Origin of the sequence: Lysobacter stagni (assembly GCF_030053425.1) — a bacterium.
GTDB classification, from domain to species: Bacteria; Pseudomonadota; Gammaproteobacteria; order Xanthomonadales; family Xanthomonadaceae; genus Lysobacter_J; species Lysobacter_J stagni.
In genome coordinates this window covers 3,120,776-3,138,529 of sequence record NZ_JASGBI010000001.1, presented here as the reverse complement: position 1 = coordinate 3,138,529, position 17,754 = coordinate 3,120,776, and the positions used below count along the sequence as shown (strand labels likewise).

Annotated in this window: 17 protein-coding genes and 1 tRNA gene; 10 read left to right on the top strand and 8 right to left on the bottom strand. The window is 64.8% G+C overall.

All coding sequences use genetic code 11. The features are described from left to right. Positions 1 to 9: 9 nt before the first annotated feature. Positions 10 to 666, bottom strand: a complete 657-nt coding sequence (locus tag QLQ15_RS14500) for an energy transducer TonB (protein ID WP_283213473.1) — start codon at positions 664 to 666, stop codon at positions 10 to 12. A gap of 133 nt (positions 667 to 799) precedes the next feature. Between QLQ15_RS14500 and serS the strand changes: the two genes are divergently transcribed. After that, positions 800 to 2,092, top strand: coding sequence for a serine--tRNA ligase (serS, locus tag QLQ15_RS14495; protein WP_283213472.1), 1,293 nt, complete (start codon positions 800 to 802; stop codon positions 2,090 to 2,092). 308 nt (positions 2,093 to 2,400) lie between these two features. Here serS and QLQ15_RS14490 read toward each other — a convergent pair whose 3' ends face one another. After that, the gene (locus tag QLQ15_RS14490; RefSeq protein ID WP_283213471.1) at positions 2,401 to 2,982 is read right to left on the bottom strand and encodes an FMN-dependent NADH-azoreductase; all 582 of its coding nucleotides are present in this window, start codon (positions 2,980 to 2,982) and stop codon (positions 2,401 to 2,403) included. A 105-nt stretch (positions 2,983 to 3,087) separates the two neighbouring features. Between QLQ15_RS14490 and QLQ15_RS14485 the strand changes: the two genes are divergently transcribed. The 3 genes from QLQ15_RS14485 (at position 3,088) to QLQ15_RS14475 (ending at position 5,124) form a co-directional block, all read left to right on the top strand. After that, positions 3,088 to 4,116, top strand: a complete 1,029-nt coding sequence (locus QLQ15_RS14485) for a LysR family transcriptional regulator (protein ID WP_432277861.1) — start codon at positions 3,088 to 3,090, stop codon at positions 4,114 to 4,116. Between the two features lie 114 nt (positions 4,117 to 4,230). Then, positions 4,231 to 4,320, top strand: a tRNA-Ser gene (locus QLQ15_RS14480). 150 nt (positions 4,321 to 4,470) lie between these two features. Continuing rightward, positions 4,471 to 5,124, top strand: a complete 654-nt coding sequence (locus QLQ15_RS14475; RefSeq protein ID WP_283213470.1) for a GNAT family N-acetyltransferase — start codon at positions 4,471 to 4,473, stop codon at positions 5,122 to 5,124. A 33-nt stretch (positions 5,125 to 5,157) separates the two neighbouring features. Here the strand turns inward: QLQ15_RS14475 and QLQ15_RS14470 are convergent, their stop codons facing one another. Beyond that, entirely contained in the window at positions 5,158 to 5,502 is a 345-nt protein-coding gene (locus QLQ15_RS14470) for a 5-carboxymethyl-2-hydroxymuconate Delta-isomerase (protein ID WP_283213469.1), read from the bottom strand. Between the two features lie 60 nt (positions 5,503 to 5,562). Beyond that, the gene (locus tag QLQ15_RS14465; protein ID WP_283213468.1) at positions 5,563 to 6,048 is read right to left on the bottom strand and encodes a lipocalin-like domain-containing protein; all 486 of its coding nucleotides are present in this window, start codon (positions 6,046 to 6,048) and stop codon (positions 5,563 to 5,565) included. A gap of 115 nt (positions 6,049 to 6,163) precedes the next feature. Between QLQ15_RS14465 and QLQ15_RS14460 the strand changes: the two genes are divergently transcribed. Beyond that, entirely contained in the window at positions 6,164 to 7,003 is an 840-nt protein-coding gene (locus tag QLQ15_RS14460; RefSeq protein ID WP_283213467.1) for a LysR family transcriptional regulator, read from the top strand. 89 nt (positions 7,004 to 7,092) lie between these two features. Here QLQ15_RS14460 and QLQ15_RS14455 read toward each other — a convergent pair whose 3' ends face one another. Then, positions 7,093 to 7,476 carry a hypothetical protein gene (locus QLQ15_RS14455; RefSeq protein WP_283213466.1) on the bottom strand — a complete coding sequence of 128 codons (384 nt, stop codon included), beginning with the start codon at positions 7,474 to 7,476 and terminating at the stop codon, positions 7,093 to 7,095. Beyond that, positions 7,473 to 7,769: an autorepressor SdpR family transcription factor gene (locus QLQ15_RS14450; protein ID WP_283213465.1), complete on the bottom strand. Its 297-nt coding sequence runs from the start codon at positions 7,767 to 7,769 to the stop codon at positions 7,473 to 7,475. Before QLQ15_RS14450 ends, QLQ15_RS14455 begins: the two co-directional genes overlap by 4 nt. Before the next feature lie 155 nt (positions 7,770 to 7,924). Here QLQ15_RS14450 and QLQ15_RS14445 point away from each other — a divergent pair, with 155 nt between their 5' ends. Beyond that, positions 7,925 to 8,239 (top strand): DUF3658 domain-containing protein, encoded by a 315-nt coding sequence (locus QLQ15_RS14445; protein WP_283213464.1) that lies wholly within the window; start codon positions 7,925 to 7,927, stop codon positions 8,237 to 8,239. A gap of 164 nt (positions 8,240 to 8,403) precedes the next feature. Here the strand turns inward: QLQ15_RS14445 and QLQ15_RS14440 are convergent, their stop codons facing one another. Both QLQ15_RS14440 and QLQ15_RS14435 read right to left on the bottom strand, forming a co-directional pair. Further along, on the bottom strand, positions 8,404 to 10,113 hold the full coding sequence (locus tag QLQ15_RS14440) for a ShlB/FhaC/HecB family hemolysin secretion/activation protein (RefSeq protein ID WP_283213463.1): 1,710 nt from the start codon (positions 10,111 to 10,113) through the stop codon (positions 8,404 to 8,406). Beyond that, positions 10,110 to 14,264 carry an MBG domain-containing protein gene (locus tag QLQ15_RS14435; RefSeq protein WP_283213462.1) on the bottom strand — a complete coding sequence of 1,385 codons (4,155 nt, stop codon included), beginning with the start codon at positions 14,262 to 14,264 and terminating at the stop codon, positions 10,110 to 10,112. The genes QLQ15_RS14440 and QLQ15_RS14435 overlap by 4 nt, the downstream gene beginning before the upstream one ends. Positions 14,265 to 14,867: 603 nt before the next feature. Here QLQ15_RS14435 and QLQ15_RS14430 point away from each other — a divergent pair. The 4 genes from QLQ15_RS14430 to QLQ15_RS14415 all read left to right on the top strand — a co-directional run bounded on the left by QLQ15_RS14430 (position 14,868) and on the right by QLQ15_RS14415 (position 17,672). Then, positions 14,868 to 15,449 carry a DUF7010 family protein gene (locus tag QLQ15_RS14430; protein WP_283213461.1) on the top strand — a complete coding sequence of 194 codons (582 nt, stop codon included), beginning with the start codon at positions 14,868 to 14,870 and terminating at the stop codon, positions 15,447 to 15,449. Positions 15,450 to 15,601: 152 nt separating this feature from the next. Then, positions 15,602 to 15,865, top strand: coding sequence for a hypothetical protein (locus tag QLQ15_RS14425; RefSeq protein WP_283213460.1), 264 nt, complete (start codon positions 15,602 to 15,604; stop codon positions 15,863 to 15,865). A gap of 164 nt (positions 15,866 to 16,029) precedes the next feature. Continuing rightward, entirely contained in the window at positions 16,030 to 16,710 is a 681-nt protein-coding gene (locus QLQ15_RS14420; protein ID WP_283214028.1) for a hypothetical protein, read from the top strand. A 533-nt stretch (positions 16,711 to 17,243) separates the two neighbouring features. Next, positions 17,244 to 17,672, top strand: coding sequence for a hypothetical protein (locus QLQ15_RS14415; RefSeq protein WP_283213459.1), 429 nt, complete (start codon positions 17,244 to 17,246; stop codon positions 17,670 to 17,672). Positions 17,673 to 17,754 lie beyond the last annotated feature (82 nt).

The window sequence follows — 17,754 nt, the reverse complement described above, 5'->3', positions numbered from 1 at the left end:
GCCGACGGATCAGCGCTGCGCGTCGAAGCTGATCGGCACCACCACCGTGCCAGCGACCGGCTGTCCGTTGCTGGTGGCGGGGCTGAAGCGCCAGCGTTTCACCGCATCGACCGCGGCGCGGTCCAGGTTGCGCGAGCCGCTGGTGCCGGCCACTTCGACCGATGACGGCACGCCGTCCACGCCGATCTGCGCGCGCACGGTGACCGTGCCGCTCTCGCCGCGTCGCAGCGACTGGGTGGGATAACGCGGCGCTGGCGTCCGGCCCGCGAGGGGTTCGGGTCGCGTGTTCGCGGACGGCGGTGGCGCGGCTGGACCCGGCACCGTCGGTGGCGGGGCAGGCCGTGTGGTCTCGACCAGGCGCGGGCGCTCGGCACTGGCGTCGGGCGCCGGTGTCGCCGGCGCCTGACCCATGCCGCTGGCATTGTCGTCGCGCGCGGCGGGCAGGGGCGCGGGCAACGGGGCGTAGTTCGGCGAGGACGCGGTCGGCGGCGTGCCGTCGCCGGCCCGGAAGAAGGCGTCGTCCTTGCGACCCCGCGACAACACCAGCGCGAACAGCAGCAGGCCGAGTACGAACGCCGCCAGGATCCACAACAGTGACCGACGGGCCGGAAGCCAATGGGACAGGTCGAAGGCGGGGCGGTGCGGGGCAGGGGCGGGTGCGGACATGGGCAGCTCGTCGGGGCGCTCCCCGGATTCTGCCGAGCCGGGCGTTAATGGTTCGGCAATCGGTCGCCCTCCCGCCGCGTTACACGCGATAATCGCGACCTCGATCACCTCGCCGGTCCCACACGGTTTCCCCATGCTCGATCCGAACCTGCTGCGCCAGAACCCCGCGGACCTCGCCACACGCCTGCGCCAGACCCGCGGCTACGACCTCGATGCGAGTGCGCTGGAGGCGCTGGAATCCGAGCGCAAGCAGATCCAGATCCGCACGCAGGAACTGCAGAACCTGCGCAATACGCGCTCCAAGGCGATCGGCCAGGCCAAGGCCAAGGGCGAGGACGTGGCCGCGCTGATGGCCGAAGTCGCCGGTTTCGGCGATGAGCTCAAGACCAGCGAGGCGCGCCTGGAATCGATCCGCGGCGAGATCGAGGCGATCGCGCTGACGATCCCCAACCTGCCGCACGAGTCCGTACCGCAGGGCAACGACGAGAACGACAACGTCGAGCAGCACCGCTGGGGCACCCCGCGCTTGTTCGACTTCCCGGTCAAGGACCACGTCGAGCTGGGCGCACGCAATGGCTGGCTGGATGGCGACACCGCCGCCAAGCTCAGTGGCGCGCGCTTCACCGTGCTGCGCGGCCAGCTGGCGCGCCTGCACCGTGCGCTCGCGCAGTTCATGCTGGACCTGCACACCGGCGAGCACGCCTACCAGGAAACCAGCGTGCCGCTGCTGGTCAACGCCGACAGCATGCGCGGCACCGGCCAGCTGCCGAAGTTCGAGGACGACCTGTTCGCCACCTCGGTGGGCGACGGCGAGACGGCGCACAAGCGCTACCTCATCCCGACTTCGGAAGTCCCGCTGACCAACATCGTGCGCGACACCATCGTCGAAGCCGACGCCATGCCGATGCGCATGACCGCGCATTCGATGTGCTTCCGCGCCGAGGCCGGCAGCCACGGCCGCGACACGCGCGGCATGATCCGCCAGCACCAGTTCGAGAAAGTGGAGCTGGTGACGATCGCACGGCCCGAGGAAAGCTACGCCGAGCACGAACGCATGACACGCTGTGCGGAAGTCGTGCTGGAGAAGCTGGGCCTGCCGTACCGCCGCGTGCTGCTGTGCACGGGCGACATGGGCTTCGCCGCGACCAAGACCTTCGACCTGGAAGTCTGGCTGCCGTCGCAGGACACCTATCGCGAGATTTCCTCGTGCTCGAACTGCGAGGGCTTCCAGGCCCGCCGCATGCAGGCGCGCTGGCGCAACCCCGCCACGGGCAAGCCGGAGCTGGTGCACACGCTCAACGGCTCGGGTACGGCTGTCGGCCGCGCGTTGATCGCGGTGATGGAGAACTACCAGAACGCCGACGGTTCGATCACCGTGCCCGAGGTGCTGCGCCCGTACATGGGTGGCCTGGAGCGGATTGCCTGAGGTGATCTTTCCTTCTCCCAGCGGGAGAAGGTGCCCGAAGGGCGGATGAGGGAAACGTAGCGTAGAGGGGAAACCATCGGTGCCTCACTGCACTCACGGGCTAGCACTCTGACTTCGTTACCCCTCACCCCAACCCCTCTCCCGAGGGGAGAGGGGCTCAAGCCACGCAGGGGAGGGGCCCGCAATGCGGGCGCCCCAAATAGAAATGGGCCCGCAATGCGGGCGCCCAATAGAAACGGGCCCGCAATGCGGGCCCGTGGCGTTCCGGTTCAAGCGGGGAGGGGAGAACCGGTACGCGCTGGCTCGGATCAAGCAGCCTGTGCCAGAGGGGAACGGATCGACGCGTGCGCAGCGGCCATCGCATCGGCGCGATGCTGCGGCGAGTAGGCCACGCCCTCGGCACGCACGATCTCCAGCTCGGTCACCCCGAGGAAACCGAACACCTGGCGCAGGTAGGCCTCCTGGAAGTCGGCCGGGCTCGTGTCGCCGTACAGGCCGCCGCGGCCGCTGGCGATGATCACGCGCTTGCCGCCCGCCAGGCCTTCCGGTCCGGCCTCGGTGTAGCGGAACGTGCGGCCGGCCACCGCCACGCGGTCGATCCAGGCCTTCAACGTCGAGGGAATGCTGAAGTTGTAAAACGGCGCACCGATCACCACTACATCGGCATCGAGGAACTGCTGCAGCGTCGCCTCGGCGGCTTCCGCCTCGGCGCTGTCGGCCTTGGCCAGCGAGCGGCCGGTCAGGTGCGGCAGCGGGTCGATGTCCAGGTCGCGGTATTCGACGTTCACGTCGGGGACGGCGTCCTGCCAGCGGGCCACGATGGCCGCGCTCAGTTCGCGGGTGACGGATTGGGTGCCAAGGGCACTGGAATCCAGATGCAGCAGCTTCATGATGGGCCTCGTATTTGGAACGATCGGCGGAACGCCGGGGTGAGAACACTCTAGGTCGTTGCCAAAATGGAATAAACGTGGTCAACTACCACTAACTGTTCTGGAATTGGAATTATCGCCATGCAGGACCTGAACGACCTGTACTACTTCGCGATGGTGGTGGAGCACGGCGGTTTCGCCGCCGCCGAGCGCGCCCTGGGCATCCCGAAGTCCCGCCTGAGCCGCCGCATCAGCCAGCTGGAAACCGACCTGGGCGTGCGGCTGCTGCAACGCTCCACGCGTCGCTTCGCCGTGACCGACGTGGGCAACAGCGTCTACCGCCATGCGCAATCGATGCTGGCCGAAGCGCAGGCCGCGCACGAAGTGGTGGACCGCCTCAGCGCCGAACCGCGCGGCGTGATCCGCGTGAGCGTGCCGGTGGGCATGGCACAGCAGCAGATGCCCAAGCTGCTGCCGGAATTCCTCGCGCGTTTCCCGCAGGTTCGCGTGCAGCTGCTGGTCAGCAATCGCCGCGTGGACATCATCAACGAAGGCATCGACGTTGCCCTGCGCGTGCGTTCCAAGCTCGACGACGACGGCAGCCTGGTGATGCGCAGCTTCGGCCAGATCGCCGAACTGCTGGTCGCCAGCCCCGATTACCTCAAGCGCATGGGCCGTCCGAAGAACCCGGACGAACTGGGCGACCACGTCACCCTCAGCATGAGCGAGGACGACGCGCGCCAGCGCTGGGAACTGCACGGCCCGGACGGCGACGTCCGCCGCGTCGAGCTCAAGCCGCGCGTGATGGGCTTCGACTTCCCCATGCTGATGCAGCTGGCCCAGCAGGGCGTGGGCATCACGCTGCTGCCGGAAACCATCTGCGCCGAGGCCGTGCGGCGTGGCGAGCTGGAAGTGGTGCTGCCCGACTGGCGCCTGCCGCAGGGCATCTTCCATGCGGTGTTCGCCTCGCGTCGTGGCCTGCTGCCGGCGGTGCGCGTCTTCATCGACTTCATCGCAGAAAAAGCCCCGGGACTGGTCGAGTCCGCACGCCTGCAATGCAGCGAGATCAAGGGCAAGCCGTGCCCGGAGGACATCGCGAAGGCGGCCGCCGCCGCGGCCAACGCCCCCGCGCCCCGCATCGTCACCGAGGCATGAGAGAATGCGGCCCGCACCACGCGGGCCGCATCGTTTCAGGGCCCGCGTTCCCGGTCGATCGGGACGGGGATCGCCGCGCAACGCGGATCGATCCGGTGCAGGCGATGCCAATACGGAGAGATGGCCGAGTGGTTTAAGGCAGCGGTCTTGAAAACCGCCGAAGGGTCAAACCTTCCGTGGGTTCGAATCCCACTCTCTCCGCCAGACTTTCGAGAAAACCCCGTGAAAACGGGGTTTTCTTTTTGGCGCGCCGACCTGTTCGCTGCTTCGTTCCCTGCTTTGGAGAGCCGGGTTTCACGTTGTCTCAGCGCTAGAGACGACGCGATGTTCTAGTCGACATCCTTCCGACACCCCATGCCATCCGTGATGCCCTTGCCCCACATCGACCCCAAGCTCGTCTTCGCCTGGCAAGCCGCACATTCCATCGCCCGCGGCTCGCCCCCGCCGGTCCATGATCGCGGCGGCATACGTGTCGATACCCAATCGGAAACGGAATTGAAACGCTGGGTGTTCCCGCACCTGTGCGATGGCTTTCGGGAGATCGCACACAGCATCACGGCGCCGCGGCACACGCTGAAGTTGTGCGGCACCGACGAAGAACTGCGAGGTGCGCTGCCCGACCGCTGGGAGCTCCAGCCAGGGAACCACTTCATGGTCGCGACGACGGCATGCCGCGATGCGAACCCGCTGCCGGATGGATACCGGTTGAATGTCCATCGCGCCGGGGCCGTCACCCGCGCCTGCATCCTTTCGCCCGACGGCGATCTGGCCGCAAGCGGATGCGCGGCGGAAACGGCGGATGCCTTCATCTATGACCGGATCGAAACGGCACCGGACCACCGGCGCAAGGGGCTGGGTATCGCCGTCATGGCCGCCCTTGGCGCTGAGAGAAGATCCTCGGCGACGCCGCAGCTTCTCGTCGCGACGGAGGATGGCCGCAACCTGTACGCGAAGCTGGGCTGGGCCGTGCTGGCACCCATCGCTGCAGCGATCATTCCAGAACGTTGAGCCGGTTGGCCGCGCCAGGCGCGGGCCAGTCAGTCACATCATCGTGCGATTGAAATAGGTTGCCCGCTCGAACTCGGCGATGTTCACGGCAATGCGGGGGAGCAGTGGAAACATCTCCGACAGCGCGCTGACGATGGCCTTCGACAAGGCCGCGCGCTGCTCGACGCTGCGCCCCTGCATGATCCAGGCGAAGGTGTGGATGAAATCTTCCCGCCCTCCGCCGACCGCAAAGGTTTCGAAGGGGTGTACGCGGATCTTGATGTCCGATTCTTCGAACAGCCCTGATGCATTCACCACTTCGTGCAGCCGGGTGATGATCGATTCTTCGTCATGGACCTGAAGTATCGCCTTGGAACAGTCGACTACGAAGTGCGGCATGGTGGCTCCATTGGTTGAAGCGTGAATCGAGGCGGTCGCCTCCGAATGAATGGATAAGGCTCAATCAAGCCGCTTCCACACGGAAACCGGGATGCTCCCATCCGCCCGGGGCGGCACCCTGTAACGCAGCTCGCTGCCGTCCAGCGTGTACTGGCGCCTCTGGGTAGTGCCTTCCCAGTTGGGGAAGGACGAGCCTTCGATGGCGAACACCAGCATCCCCGCCGGTTTGTCGATCGTCACCGTGCCGTAGTGCGTGCTGCTGCCCATCACCGCTGACTTGAACTCGTCGACGCTGCCATCGGCCTTGCTGTCGCTGGTGAAATGCAGGCGTTCGGACTTGAAGATCTGCAGCGAATACCGCCCCTGCGCATCGACGACGAGCCGGCCCTTGGGGTTTTCGCCGTAGTCCCGCGTCGTCTTTCCGTCCGGCAGGACCTTGTCCGCGGCGACCAGGGTCCAGGTGCCCTGTAGTGGGAACACATGCGTTGGTACTTGCGCGTCACGCGCGGACAGCCCTGCCAGCATTGCGACGAGTGCGCCGGTCATTGGTTTCATCGCCGTGAGTCCTTATGGGGGGATCGACAGCGCCATCCTAGGCCGCTTGATGAATAAGAAAAATGCATTTAAAACTATATCTGTCATTTCAAAAGCGAATCCATCAATGAAAGCGATGGACGTGGATGCCGTCAGGGCTTTCCTGCTGGCAGCCGATCTGCAGAGCTTCACCCGGGCCGCGGACGTGCTGGGCACCACCCAGTCCGCCATCAGCTTGAAGTTGCAGCGCCTGGAAGGGCAGCTCGGCCGCCGCCTGCTTGAACGCACGCCGCGACATGTTCGCCTGTCGGTCGAAGGGCTCGCATTTCTCGGCGTGGCGCGCGAACTGGTGTCGTCCCACGACCGCGCGGCCGCCGCCTTCGAGACCGAACAGCGTCGCTTGGCGATCGGCATCAACCAGCAGCTGGTCGGCAGCGAACTTCCGTTCCTGTTGCGGCAGATGCGCGACCACGATCCGAACCTGCAGGTCGAGATGCGCATCGCGGGCACCAATGAGCTCATGCGAGCCCTGGAACAGGGCGAGCTTGACGCCGTGCTGGTGTTGCGCCCCGAAGATCGCGGCAAGCGGGGCAGGGCGGTGTTCGCGGAATCCTTTTCCTGGTTCGCGGCGGCCGGCTGGGAGCCGCGCGCGGGCCAACCATTGCCGCTGGCGACGCAAGGCGAGTCGTGCCGCATCCGCATCGAGGCGGTGCGCACGCTCGACCGGGCCGGCATCGAATGGCGCGAAGTCTTTGTCGGCAAGGGCGCCGCGATCCTGGGCGCCGCCGCCGTCGCGGGCCTCGCGGTGGCGGTGTTGGCACGGCGCGCGGCGCCGCCGGGCACGATTGATGTCAGCGGGCTGTTGTCGCTGCCGCCGATTCGTTCGCAGGACGTGGTGCTCTACAGCAACCTCAACGACCGGCGCACGCGTGATGCATTGCGCGTCCTCACGCTGGCCTTTCAGTGAGCGACTGCGTCATCGGGCAGAGGTTGGTGCGTGCATGGCGTGCTCGATTCGAGCATGCCGTACCGATGCGCACGAAGGGCTGGCGCGCTTCAGGGCGCTGGACGCGTTTTCTCTTTGCTGCGCAACGACAGGCAGTAACTGATCGTCACCAGTATGCCCAGTATCACGGCAGCCGAACCTCCCACTACGGCTACCTGTGTTGGGGCAAACACCCAAAGCGCTGCGTAGATGAGCCCGCTGAGCGCCATGGACCAGCCGCCGACTCGTGCGGCCTGGCGTGCCCGTGCATTTGGGACGAACTTCTTTGGCATCCGGTTGCCGAACCAGGCAACCATCAAGCCTATGGCGCACATGACGATTCGTGTGACCGTCTCGGCTTCGATGTATCCCAGCTTGCGTGCGTGAGTCGATGCAAGCGCGAGCACCACGATGCCGACACCCCAGGCAAGGTCTGAAACCAGCTCTTTGTTCATCGCGCTCTCTCCTTCCTGGACTTCGGTTTCTCGGCACCAACGCCGAAGGAATGAACGAAGCCGAGCAATGCTTCTTCCAGCACAGACAGCTTCAGGTGGTAGATGACGGACTTTCCGGACTTCTCGGCGTGGACCAGATCGGCCTCCTTCAACACCGCGAAGTGGGCGGACATCGTCGGCTTGGAGACGTCAAAGTGATCGCTCAGTTCCCCCGCGCTCAGCGGGCCTTTGCGCAGGAGTTGCAGCACCTGTCTTCGGGTAGGGTCGGAAAGGGCTTTGAATACCAGGCTCATGATTCGATATTTAGCTATTTATCGAATTGTGTCAAGTTGCTCTGATGGGAACCGATAGATGGTCTGCTCTGGAGGGGCAGTCAGCAGTGGTAATGTCCGCTTTCGACCCAAAGCGGTCATAGCCACGCAAATGAATGTCCCAGGGATCATGTGTCATGCAATTCGAACCGCCGGATCGCGAACTGGACGCCGAAGAGCAACAGAGGATCGCCGAGCTGAGTGCCGACCAGCTACGGGCGATCGATGATGCGCTGCTCGACCTTGCGCACGTCGAATGGAGAAAGGTCGCCTACCTGGTGGCCTTTGCCATGACAAATGCGGATCGGGTGCGGGGAGTTCCTGATATCTACTACGCGCAACGAGTTCGCGCACTTGTGGAAGAGGGCAAGCTGGAAGCCCAAGGCTTTCTGGATCGGATGAGATACAGCGAAGTCCGTCTGCCCGCCAATCCTGTTCTCGAACGTCCATGAGCGAATGTCCGCTTCTGGCCGATAGCGGACATTCGACCGGGCCGCATAGGAGGCGTTCTATCTCGCCTGTAATTCGGCCGAACGCGCAGCGCGCAATCTACACATGCGTGCGATGGCTTCGCCTTGTCGTGGCAAATCAGGTGTCCGGCCAGTCAGGCCAGATGCTAGAAACGTTGCGTCAGGCTGAACAGAAATCGTGTTTCGTGCCGGCAGTCGATGCAATCGTTTGGCCGGCCCGAAAGCTGCTGCGCGACCTCGGGATTGAAGGAGAGCGAGCGGGTCAAGTTGATCCGCGCACCCACTCCCATCGACGACAGACTCTGATATTCGCGATCCGGCGCATCGTGATCCCACACTCGGCCGTAGTCGGCGTGCGCATAGAGCTGGTAGCCCGAAACGAAGCTGCGGCCTGTTTCGGTGCCGTAACGCAGTTCCACACGGACACCGACCGCGTCGTCGCCAGTAAGCGTGCCCGGTGCGTATCCGGCACCCAGTTGCATGCCGCCGACGCCGAATCGCTCGGTGGTTGGCAGGCGGTCGTCGCTCCACTGAAAGTCCACGCGCCCGAACAACGAGAAGCCGGGACCGAGCGGTTGCAGCCTGGCGGCCATGCCGCTCAGGTAGACGAACTTCCCGTCCGCATCCTCACGGATCAGGCGCGGGTCGGAATCCTTGCTGGCGCCGAACGCATCCAACCCGATGTTGAGCGCCGCATCGACGATCCATATCCCGTTGTGGCGGCCCACACGGTCGTAGGTGAATCTCGGCTGCAAGACGCGCACGTGCTCCTCGACCGGATTGAAGGCGTCGCGCGGAAAGTCGGTTACGCGGTTCTCCAAGTCGCGCCAGAGGAAAGACAGCCGCAGCGACAGGTTCTGTTCGCGCGAGCGTATGGCGGGTACGAAATACGTCGCGCGCCATTCAGTACTGGTACTGCGTGTCTCGAAGGGGAAGATCGCTTCCGAAAGATCGGGCGTGGCGCGGCTGTGGAGCCCAGCGAGCTGAAACGTATCGCCCATCAGCGCGCCGGAGGCATGGACCGGCACGGTGAAGACGCCCTGCCCGTAGTGCATCGAATCATCGAACGGGTCCACCGCCACGGTGAGGTCGGCCTGCTCGTAGAACCCGAGCAGCGAGTACCCGCTGGCGCCGGCCGACAGCGCATACGGGCCGATGTAACGCGACCCTTGGTTGTCGATACTGACGAAGCCTTCCCATGGCGTGTACTGGGTCACGATGTCGAGATCGGCTGCACCGAAGGTCGAGGGCGACGGCCGTAGCACGCTCTGCACGTTGAGGCCCGGCAGGTCTCCAATCAGCAGCAGGTTGCGTTCCAGCACCGAGGCGACCAGCGGTTGCGAGGCGATGATCCGGTTGGCCAGTCCTTGGGGAAGGGCATCGCCTCCGGGCAGAGGTTGGGTGAACGCGGCGCGATCGATTCGGCCTTCGACGACGCGGATCACCACACGGCCATCTTCGACGTCTTGTTCGGGCACGATCGCCAGCGAGAGCAGGTAGCCGTCCTGGCGATACCGCGCGGTGACCTGTTCGGCGATGGCGTAGAGATCGGCCAGCGAGACGGTCTGGTTGAGCCGAGATGCGTACAGCGGCCGCCAATCGTCGGGCGCATAGCGGGTGGCTCCGACCACATCGACCGCGCGCAGCACGAATCGGACGTTCTCGGCGCCGGGTGGGGGCGCAATCGCGTCGGGCGTGACCGGCAGCTCGCGGCGCTCCGAAACGGCGGGTGCTGTCTGGGTCTCGAAGCGTCGCTGTGCCTGGGGGATCTGTGCCGGTCCCGGCAAAGCCACTTGTGCGGCCGCGGGTGCAGCGGCGCTCAGCACGAACAACGCGGCGGTCAGCCGCCGCCTCACTGAGCTGCCCTTTGCCAGAAGTCACGCAGCAGACGATCAGCGCCACACGCCGGCCAGACGTGCAATGTGAAGGCGGCGCATGGTGCGCGCGGGCTACCGGTTCGATCCGCGTGCTGGCCGGTGCGGTCGTTGTCCCTCTCGAGCCAATCCTCGCTGGCCAGCGCTTGCGCAGTCGGCGATGCGGTTTCGGTCCACACTCGACCAAGCGCATACGCGCGCATCAGCGGATCGGGGATATAGGGGTTCTCGAACCGGGTCGTGCGATAGACCGCGTCCGCCGGCGTGTCGGGATCGCGGCCTCGCTCGAAATCTCGAAGCCGCCACGTGTTGTAGAAGCGGGCGTCCGCCGAAAGCTGGTGTGGGGGTGCCAGGATGGTGAACAGCGAGCCGGTGAAGTTCATCACGTAGTTCGAGTTCAGAAGACTCAAGCTGCCCAGGCCAATCGGATAGATACCCACCTTCTCGCCGGGATCGCGGGCAACGCCGCCCGCGAGCACGTCCTCTGGCGAATGCCCCAACTGCAGGCCATAGACGCGGAAGAACAGCTCAGGGTCGACGTCGCCGTACACCTTGCTGGCGGGATAGGCGATGACTTCCAGTGGTGCCGGCAGGATCCGTAGCGAACCATCGACGAAGCTCAGCTCGTAGTTCGGCGTCCTCAGGTCGATCGAACCCTGCATCACCGCGTAGACGCCCACGTTCTCGCCCGCCTCGCGGATCGGTACGCCGGTCAACACGCCAGCGGCGGTGTCGTTACCGCGCAGCCCACTAACGACGTAGGTCAGCCGCGGGTCGATCGAGCCGAAGGTCTTGGACAGGTGGTCGGCGGTCACGGTCAGTGGTGCGGGCACGATGAACAGCACGCCATCCTGCGTGCGAATCATGTAGTTGCCGGCGGCCGGGCCGGCCAACAGCGCGCTGGAAACCAGGATCGGGTACTCGCCGACATTCGACAGCAGCGTCGCGGGCGATTGAAGCGTCGCCGTGACGGCGTTGCTGCTTTCGTCGCCGCCGCGCCAGCCGGACACGGTGAACGTGAATTCCGGGTTGGGCGCGCCGTACATCCGCGTTTTGTCGTCGGCTGCGACGAGCAGCAGAGGGGACGCGGTGATCGTGAGCGTGCCCGGCATCGTGACGATCACGTAGTTGCGGTTCAGCGGATCGCTCAATGCGGCGCTGTCCACGTTGATCGGATACTCGCCGACGTTGGATGCGGGCGTGGCCGGCGTGGAGAGCGATGCCAGCACGGAGAGATGGCTCTGGTCGCCGTTGCGCCAGCCCGTGGTAGTCCAGGTGAACGGTGGATTCTCCTCGCCGTAGAGGCGGAACTTGTCGTTGGCGGCGACGAGCAGTTCGGCTGGATTGATCGTGAGCGTGCCGGGAGTGAACTGCCTGGAATAACGCTGCGACACGAACTCGTCCGGCGACGGGATCTCGATGTTGATGGGGTACTGCCCCACCGATGAATCAATCCGCGCGTCGGTTACCAGGATCGGCTGCGGCAGGGGATAGACGTCGGGCAGCTGGGAGGCCAGGTACTGATCGACCGCCAGGTATGCGTCCGGGCCCGCGGCGAAGGTGAGTGTCGGATTGGGATCGCCGTAGGTACGGGTGAACGACGACGCGGTGCCCGTCAGCGGCGCGGGGCTTACGTCGATCGTCGGCGTGCCCTGGACCGATCGGTAGAAATCCACGTGGGCCTGCTCGGTCAGTCCGTTGAAATCGTCCCTCAGGAACATCCGGTACACGGCGTCCACCCGGGAAACGCTTCCTCCCAACCGGACCATCAGCTCCTCGGAAACGTGGTCGACGGGATGGAAGCCGATCTCGTCGGTGTCGGTGCCGCCGACGTCTGCACCGAAGTAGTCGATGCCCCATGCCTGGTTGCTGAAAAGCGGTTGGCCGTTGATCAGGATGTAGGTCGTGACCAGCCTTCCGTTGATGGGTATCAGCTCGAATCCGGTCGGCGATGCCGCGTCGAGCGTTTCCGGAGCGATGTCATGCAACTCGCCGCCGATCTGGTACGACAGCCGGCGTATCGCAAAATCGGAAGAGTCCGTGGTGCCGGGGTCTCCCTGCAGGTAGGGCAGGGCCGACAGGACGATCGTGTCGAACTGCGCATCGCCGCCACCGTCCGGGTCCAGCGCCAGCGGCGTATCGGGCACGGTCACGTTGACGAAGTCCGGAAACGCCGTCGCCTGGATGTTCTGCTCACCGACCTTGGTGAGCTGTGTTTCGGTGACACCGCTCAGGCTTCGCGTCGCCACGAAGGGATCCCACACGGTGCCGCCGATGAGATTCGCCAGCGGAACGGTGGTCTTCGCCCTGAAGACAAACTCGCCGTCCAGTGCCTCGCCCGCGAGGTTCAGGGCGAAGTTGTCCGTGCTGCCCACATCCACGGAGCCGGAAATCAGGGCGAGGTTGTTGGCCAGCACGGCACTGTTGGCGGCTTGGGTGATGGAGCCGGCTTCCGGTGTTTCCATCCACACGGTGCCGTTGCCCACGGCGATGATCGCGCGATGCTCGAAGTCGGTGGCGCCGGGATTGTCCGTGCCGAGCCGGATATCGCCGGCCGCGCGGATGGCCAGGTGACCGTTCTCCAGCAGGATCGGGGCGTTGACCGAAACGTCCGCATTGGGGCCCTCTCCGATCAGTTCCAACCCCGGCGTGGGGAAGCCGCCGAGCATCGTGGCGATGATCGGGGCGTCGACGCTGATCAGGTTGCTGGCGACCAGTTGCACCTTGCCGCCTGCCAGCGCCGAAACAATGGCGGAGGCGTTGATGGAGGACACGCCGGTGCCGAGGTTTGCCTGACCCGGCGTCGAAGCGCTGCCGCCACTGCCGACGATCTGCAGGACATCCGGATCAAGCAACCACGTGCCAGCGTGGCCGATGGTGCTGGCGGTGGAGACGATTGCGCCGTCACCCACATTGAGGACACCCGTGCTCGAGGTTTCCACCAGACCGCCGGCGCCGCCGTGGCTTTGCGCGCGAATTGCACCATCGAACGTGGTCAGCCCGTCGGACCAGAGGATGACCGATCCGCCCGACCCGCCGTACCCCGATGCATCCAGCAGCGCCCCGCGGGCCACGGTCGTGGTATCCGCGTGCGGCAGATTGCCCTGGCCGCGGAAATCGCCGCCCAAGCGGATGGTGCCGCCGTTGCCCGCATTGCCGATCGCGAGTATCCGCGCCCCCTCAGCGAGGTCGACCGCACGGCCGGTGGTCACTACGGTGCCTCCGGACGGGCCGCTCGCGTCGATGAGCGCGCGCGGGCCAAGGGAGACCGTGCCTGCGTCGCCACCGGTGAGCCTTACGGTGCCCGCGTGTTGCGCCACGCCGCGCGCCTCGATCACGCCATCGAGATTGATGGAGCGGCTGACCAGCCCGCCTGCCGAGCGCGCCGACAGCAGCACCGAGCCGCCGTCGGCCGACAGGCGGCCGGTGTTGGAGATCATCGCGCCCGCTTGCGTGGGTGCCTGGGTGAGGGGATCGGTGATGGCGACCTGGACCAGGCCGTCGTTGCCGAAGTCGATCGTCGCCACCGAGCCCGCGCCCAGTGCCACCGTGCCAAGGCGGGCCTGTATGAGGCCGCTGTTGTCTACGTGGCCGCCAATCAGCGCGACCAGCCCGCGGTCTGCGGCGGAAATCGTGCCGGCGTTGCCGACAACGGCATCCGGGTTGAATGGCCCGCCGAGTGCTAGCGCGCCGGACTCGAGGAATTTCTCCGCGTTGACCTGCAGGCTCGTCGCCACCAGCGAGCCCACGTCGACCCTGGCCGAGCCGCTGAACATAATGCCGTTTGCGTTCTGCAGGATCACCCGGCCGGGTGCGAACAGCGAGCCGTCGATCCTGCTGGGCGTGGCTGAGTGGATGCGGTTGAGGATCGCCGAAGTCGCGTCCGGCTGGACGAAGGTCACCGACTCGTTCGCAAGCACGTCGAAGCTCGACCAATCCGCGACGGCGCGTGCAGTCGCCTGCGTCACCCGGGTATCGGTGCCGTCGCGGTTGACCGTTACGTTGCCCGACTGGAGCCTTGCACCCGCTTCCTCGGCCAGTGCGGTTGCAGAAGCAAGCACCGCCAGATGGGCCAGGATTGAAACGCAAAGCCGGCCGATGCGAAGCCGGGGTCTAGCCTTCGTCGCCACCATTGTCGGGATCCTGTCGACGTAGCGGTGTCGCGCTCGCGGTGCTTGCCAGGCCATCTGGCGAGTCAAGCGGAAAAGAAGCAATTCTTGGGCAGGTTTTGTTAATGGCCTGTGATCCCGCGCCCCTTCAATTCAAGGGCGCGAACGAATGCAACAGCCACCAGTGCTCCTCGTGGTGCATGGCCGTCGAAGCATTCGGTCCAATAGGGATGATGAGGGGATTGATGGACATGTTTGATCCGACGACTCAGATCGATGACACGACTCGTGAAGAAGCCAAGCGCAATCCAAACGGTTTGGCTTACGTATCGCCGGGTCATACGGGTCGAATGACGCCGTGCCACCCGAAGCGATCGCAGGCGCATGGAAGGTTGACGATGCTGGCTCGATCATTGAGGGCAGCTTTGTGTCGAACCCGAAGTGCAAGGGCTGAGCGTTTCGGCAGCGCACTGGATGAGTGTCCGCTCCTGACCGAAAGCAGCCATCTGTCGGGGCATACCGGACGGACGGATGCTAGTGTCCGCAACCAGAAGCGGCACCGCGATGGCCTGGATCAAACCTCCGCGCGTCCGGTCCGGCATGGCGAACCCGCGGATGGAGACTCCGATGACGCTGCAAGAGCTGCGTGCCGACTTCATGGAACGACGCAAGGGCTGTCTTTCGCTGCCCATCACCGGTTGCATCGTCTGGTCCCTCGCGGCCATCGCCAGTTTCGTTGTGCCCCATGACAAGGCCAACCTCGCTCTCATCGTCTGCTACTTCCTCCTCATCCCGATCTCCATCGCGATTGCCCGCGTCCGGGGCGAGCAGATCGGAGGTGGCGCCCAGAACCCGCTCCTGAGGCTGGCGGGGCAATGTCGTCTGATGGTCACCTTGCTGTGGGCGGTGCATCTGCCGCTGCTGTTCCTCGCACCCGAGTTCTTTCCGCTGAGCATGGCGGTTGGTTATGGGTTGCACTGGATCGTGTTCTCCTGGACCGTTGGCCATCCGGTCGGACTGGTCCATGCGCTGCTGCGGACGTTCCTGGTCGTTGGTGGGTGGTTGCTGTTCCCGGGAAACAGGGTCGGCGCGGTGGCGGTGGGCGTCGTCATCGCCTACCTGGTTTCCGTCTGGCAACTGAACCGGCTTCATCGCCAGCGCAAGACCGACGGTTCATTCAAGCCGCAGCCGCTTAGTCTTCGAACATGAGTTGGTGCAAAAACGGCCCGCTTATCTGGGGATTGAGCCGCAACTCCACGAGTGGTCACATCTTCACAATCTATCCACGTGTTACAACGTCATCATGTTCCGGCAAAAAGGGCTGCTATATGTCCGAGATCCCAGACGAAAGGAGGATTGGAATGTTACTGAACAATAAAAATCTGGCGATGGCGCTTGGCGTGGCGATCGTCGCCGCCGTGGGTCTTGGCGGTTGCGCCACCTATAAAGAGGAGTTTGCAACGATCAACTCGCGTCTCGATTCACTCGACGCGAAGGTCCAGAGCGCAGCCCAGAGCGCCGAATCCGCCAATCAGGGCGCGCAGCAGGCCAACTCACGACTTGATGCATTGGAAGGCCGCGTCCAGCAGCTCGAAGCGGCGCCGAGTCGCAAGCCGCGCGGTTAGTCGCTCTTGCGTAATCGTAATAGGTGACGAAGGGTTTGAACTCGAGACCCGGTGGTCTTAACTGGCCACCGGTCTCTTTTCTTTACTCAGTCTTCGTCCCAAGGAACAGTCTTATCAATACGTACATGCATCCTGCAATCCGTGCCGCTTATGGCGCGCTGGTGTTGGCGCTGGCTTTCGCGAGCTTTGGCGTGGCCAGGGCCGAGGAGCCCGCCGCGCAACCGGTGACCGCGGTCGACCAGCTTCCGCCAGGCCAGGAAGTGTCCGACACGGTGATTGAGCTCGCGGGCTGGGTTACCGCAACCAAGGACAGCCAAGGCTATCCGTTCGCGGTCATAGACAAGGCCGCCGCACAGATCCTGGTGTTCGGGGGCGACGGCCGGCTTCGCGGCGCGGCACCTGGGCTCTTTGGCTCGGCGATCGGCGATCATTCAGCTCCCGGCGTCGCCGGTCTCGCGCTTCGCGAAATTCCGGGCCGGGATCGCACCACGCCCGCGGGTCGCTTTGTGGGCGGTTTCGGCCCATCCACCGACGCTGGGCGCGTCCTGTGGGTCGACTACGATTCCGCCGTCTCCATGCACCCGACGGCTACTGGCGTCCCGGCCGAGAAACGCCCCGAACGCCTCGCGTCGCCTTCGCCGGACGACAACCGCGTCACGCATGGCTGCATCAACGTCTCGCCCGAATTCTACGAGCAGATCATCCGTCCGACGTTCGAGAAAGGCGGGGTGTTCTACATCTTGCCGGACACGGCGCCGCTAGCGGAGACCTTTCCGGAGTTCGTGCAAAGTCGCGGCGCTACTGCACAACACAACGATGAAGGACACGCTCGGTCCGCCCAGTGAAGGGCGTGTTGGCTGTGCCTTTGCGGGACCTTGCAGCGGCCAACGCTGCTCGTGGCCCGGCCTCTTCTACCAGTGTGCAGCACAACGCCGTGGCTTCCATGCGGTGGGGATCCGGTCAGGCGCTACGCCTGATCCTGGCAGCTCGTGGTCCCGGAGCATGCGTCCTTAACTCAGACATCCGTCTCCTCGGCATTGCTCCGTCGAGTTTGCTCAGTGAGCGGGTCTGACAGTTCATTCAAGCCGGAGCTTCGCGGCCCAGCTTAATTCTGGCGTTGGCCTGTGTCGCTTCTGGCCGTTAGCGGGCATTGGGGCAGAAGCGGCGGGCAGCAGCACAAATGCCTGCTTTCGACCGCGCGAACACTCGCGCAGGGTCGATCATCTTCCACAGCGAAGCGTGTCGACTCGGCCGGGAATGACCCACCCCGACGCGAACAAGCGCCGCTGCACGAGCCGGCGAATTTCACCGGAAGGAGTATCTTCCAGGTCTCGTGACCCCATGAGCAAACGGACCCTGTGAAGCGAGGAGAGATCCCATGGCTGAAGACGTGGCTGCAGCCAATGTCAACCGGTCATACCAGCTCGCGGCGTCGAGCATCGCGATCTTCACGTTCCTGCTGTTCTTCCTGTATCCGAAGTACGCCGCCGGCCAGGTGGACGGGTTCTCCTACCAGGCCACGCTGATCGTGATGGGCGTGGCGACGTTCTCGTTCGCGTTCTCGTCGTTCTACTACTACGGGGCGTCAGTCGGCGGACGGCTCGACGATATCGAACGCGCCCGGTACTCGCGTCGAGGCGATCGCCTGTGGCTGCTCGGCTGCGTCCTGCTGTTCCTCGCGCCAAGCCTGATCCTGTTCGCGGTCAAGCTGCTTGTCGTGGCATTGGTCTGGTTCGCGCTCTGGCTTGTGTACGTGTTCTTCGTGCTGCGCAACTTCCCCCGCGTCCAGACGGCTGGAAAGGGCTGAGCGATGGTCCAGCGTCCAAAGCCATCCCTCCCGGCTTGAACTCCCATGGCCCGCCCGGCAGACTCGGCGCGGGGAAAATCGG